Source organism: Variovorax boronicumulans NBRC 103145 (assembly GCF_001591345.1).
Taxonomy (GTDB): Bacteria; Pseudomonadota; Gammaproteobacteria; order Burkholderiales; family Burkholderiaceae_C; genus Variovorax; species Variovorax boronicumulans.
Genome location: NZ_BCUS01000230.1, coordinates 1 through 3,653 on the forward strand (window position 1 = coordinate 1; position 3,653 = coordinate 3,653).

Genomic DNA, 3,653 nt, shown 5'->3' on the forward strand with positions numbered 1-3,653 from the left:
GGGCGCATCGAGCGCCTGCGCATCGGCGCCTTGCCCAGCGTGGCGCCCGCGCTGCTGCCGGTGGCGCTGGCACGGCTGCGCGAGGGCTGGCCGGCGGTGCAGATCTTGGTGAAGAGCGCGGCCAATGCCGTGCTGCTCGACGAGCTGCGCGCCGGCGAGCTCGACCTCGTGGTGGGCCGCATGAGCGACCCGCGCCTCATGGGCGGCCTGAGCTTCGAGCTGCTGCACACCGAGCCGCTGGTGTTCGCCGTGCGCGCCGGCCATCCGCTCGCGCTCAAGCCGGCGCCGGTGCAGGCGGTGCTCGACTATCCGCTGGTGGTGTACGGCGAGGGCACGATCCCGCGCCACAACACCGAGAGCTTCCTGTCGGCGCGCGGCCTGGCGCTGCCGCGCAATGCCCTGCAGACGCTCGACGTGGCGGTAGCGCGCGCGCTGGTGGCGGTGTCGGACGCGGTGTGGATCACGCCCCTGGGCGCCGCCCGCAGCGAGCTGGCCGATGGCCGCCTGGTGCGCTTGCCCATCGATACCACCGGCACCGAGGAGCCGGTCGGCCTGCTGCAACGCAGCGAGGCCGAGCCGTCGCCGCTGCGCGCCGCGATGGCGGGGCTGCTGCGCGAAGCGGCGAAGGCGCAAGGCGCGTTGCCGGCGCGAAAGGGAACGCCGCGCGCCGCCGGCTGATCGCTCAGTCCTTGGTTGCCCGGCGCTGCACGCACGCTACGTAGCCATCGCCATCTGGGGGACGCCCTGCGCGCTGGCTCTCCCACATCATCTGGCCCAGGCAATCCATCGCCTCGTGGTGCGCATGCAGCAGCGAGCCGCGGCGCGCGGCCAGCAGCTCGACCGCCTGGCGGATGCCGCGCGGCTGGTCGATGGAGCACTGCTCGCTGATCGACAGGTGCATCGACAGATGCAGGAACGGGTTCTCGCGGCCGTTCGATCCGTCGTAGACCCGCGCCACGGCCGCGTCGGCGTCGATCAGGTCCTCGTGGTACTCGGGGTGCTCGTCGATCCAGCCGGCCGCGATGGTCTCCAGCGGCTCCATCGGCAGGCCCTGCCGGTGCTTGGCGTACACGTCGCAGAAGAAGCGGCGCACGTCTTCCTGGGAGGGATTGAACATATATAGAAGAGAGAAGAAGGAAAGAGAAAAAGCGGGTGGCGCGGCGTGGGCGCCAGGGCTGTGGAAAGTGCGCGCGACACGCCCGGCGTTCCGGGTACGAGGCGTTACATCGTTACGTAACGAATCGCGAATTGACCTCCTTACGGGCTGTTTCGGAGGTCGGTGTGTTGCGCAGTTTTCAGAAAAATATCCATACAAATCAATCACTTGAAGCGCCGATGGCGCGGCGTTGGCACGGCGGCGGAAAAGCGGCACGCAAGTTGCCCCTGTAGATGCATCTTTTGTCACAGAGGCTGCCATGACCGCTCCACAAGCATCGACCGTTTCGACCGAAGGGCTCGCCGCCACTGGCGCGCCCGTGGTTCTCGCCCAAGCCACCGTCACGCCGCTCGGCACGCCGGGCATCAGCGCCGGCGCCTCCGCCGCGCCTGCGGCCGTGGCGTCGCCCAGCGTGGGCACATTGTCCAATGCTACGCCCGGCGTTGCAGTGATGCGCGAGGGTGTCCGCATTCCGGTGGACGGCAATCAGACCCTGATGGCCGGCGACCGCGTGATCGTGCCGGACGGCGGCCAGGCCAACGTGCTGTTCCCCGGATCGGCCTCCAACAAGGCGCCGCTGGCCGGCGTCTTCACCGGCGGCACCGATGCGACCATCGGCTCGACCAAGCTGCCCGGCGGCCTCGAACAAGTGAATGTGGACGTCGCCTCGGGCGACCTGCAGGTGACCCCGCCGGACAGCGACGCCGATGCGGCCGCTCTGGCAGTGACCAAGAAGACCGCGGCCGGCAGCGGTATCGGCCTCGGTGAATTCGCACTGGGCGCCCTGGGCGCCGCGGCGCTGGGCGCTGCACTGAGCGGCGGTGGCGGCGACGGTGGCACCACCGGCTTCCCGCTGTTCGTGGGCGGCCCGGGCGGTGAGTCCGATGCGGACGCTGATTCGGACTCGGATTCGGATTCCGACTCGGACTCTGACAGCGACTCGGATTCGGACAGCGACTCTGACTCGGATTCGGATTCGGATTCGGATTCGGATAGCGACTCGGATTCGGATAGCGACTCGGATTCGGATAGCGACTCGGATTCCGATGCTGACTCGGACAGCGATTCGGACTCCGACTCGGACAGCGACAGCGACTCTGACTCCGACAGCGACTCCGACTCTGACTCCGACAGCGACTCCGACTCTGACTCCGACAGCGACTCCGACTCCGACTCCGACTCCGACAGTGACTCGGATTCCGACTCCGATTCGGACAGCGACTCCGACTCTGATTCGGACTCGGACTCGGACAGCGACTCGGATTCCGACTCCGACAGTGACTCGGATAGCGACTCCGATTCGGACTCCGACAGCGATTCGGACTCGGACAGCGATTCCGACTCCGACGCAGACGGCGACCACCTGCTCGACCCCGCCGACGGCATCCTGGGCGGCGCCCTCGACGGCATCGACGACGCACTGGGCCTCGGCGGCTCGCTCACGCCGGTGTCGGAGACGGTCGACAACCTCACCGACGTCGTCGACGACGTGCTCGCTCCGCTGCTTGGCGAAGAGTTCCAGGCCAACAACCCGAACCAGTTCGACCCGGTGGACGACACCGTCGGCAGCATCACCGACCCGCTCGGCGAAACGCTGAGCCCGCTGCTCGATCCGCTGCTCGGCGCGGGTGCGGCCGGCGCCATCATGGACGGCCTGCTCAACCAGGTCGACTACGTGACCGACGCGCTCGACAACGCGCTGGGCAACCTCGTCGGCGACAACGGCATCGTCAGCGGCCTCACCGACGCGCTCGGCCTGGGCGGTGTCACCGACCAGCTGCTGGGCGACGACGGCGCGCTGGGCGGCCTGCTCGAGAACGTGCTCGGCGAAGGCAGCCTCGTGGCCGGCGTGCTGGCCGAAGACGGTCTGGTCGGTGGCCTGCTGGCACCGGACGGCCTGGTCGGCGGCCTGCTGGGTGAAGACACCGCCGTCGGCGGCCTGCTCGACACCGTGCTCGGCGAGGACGGCCTGGTCGGCGGCCTGCTCGGCGACGGCGCCCTCGGCAACCTCACTGGCGGCCTGCTCGGTGCAGAGGGCCTGCTGGGTGGCCTGCTCGGCGACGACAGCGCACTGGGCGGCCTGCTGGGTGACGACGGCCTCGTGGGCGGCCTGCTCGGCGGCGACGGCGTGCTGGCCGGCCTGGCCGGCTCGGAAGGCCTCACCGGCGAACTGCTCGGCCAGGGTGGCCTCATCGACAACCTGCTTGGCCAGGACGGCGCGATCTCCGGCCTGCTCGCCGACAGCCCGCTGGGCGGCCTGCTCGGCGGCGACGACGGCCTGCTGGGCGGCTTGCTCGGCGGTGTCATCGGCGAAGGCGGCCCCATCGGCGGCCTGCTCGGCAACGACGGCCTGGTCGGCGGCCTGCTGAGCGACGACGGCCTGCTGGGCGGTGTGCTCGGCAGCGACGGCCCGTTGGGTAGCCTGCTGGGTGACGACGGCCTGGTCGGTGGCCTGCTCGGCGATGCCGGCCCCATCGGCGGCCTGCTCGGCGGCGAC

2 protein-coding genes and 1 pseudogene are annotated in these 3,653 nt (G+C 70.0%); 2 read left to right on the forward strand and 1 reads right to left on the reverse strand.

Features of this window, described 5'->3' with window-relative positions; all coding sequences use genetic code 11:
- The coding region (locus VBO01S_RS31050; RefSeq protein ID WP_062482961.1) for a LysR substrate-binding domain-containing protein at positions 1 to 678 on the forward strand (678 nt) is incomplete at its 5' end.
- Between the two features lie 4 nt (positions 679 to 682).
- Here VBO01S_RS31050 and VBO01S_RS31055 read toward each other — a convergent pair.
- Positions 683 to 1,117: a DUF1841 family protein gene (locus VBO01S_RS31055; protein WP_062482964.1), complete on the reverse strand. Its 435-nt coding sequence runs from the start codon at positions 1,115 to 1,117 to the stop codon at positions 683 to 685.
- Between the two features lie 298 nt (positions 1,118 to 1,415).
- On the opposite strand from VBO01S_RS31055, the pseudogene VBO01S_RS31060 reads away from it, so the two are divergent.
- A pseudogene (locus tag VBO01S_RS31060) lies at positions 1,416 to 3,653 on the forward strand (hypothetical protein); the annotation flags it as partial.

Bases quoted from the DNA above. Each gene is read 5' to 3' on its own strand.
- VBO01S_RS31055 (WP_062482964.1), bottom strand. From the start codon at position 1,117: ATGTTCAATCCCTCCCAGGAAGACGTGCGCCGCTTCTTCTGCGACGTG.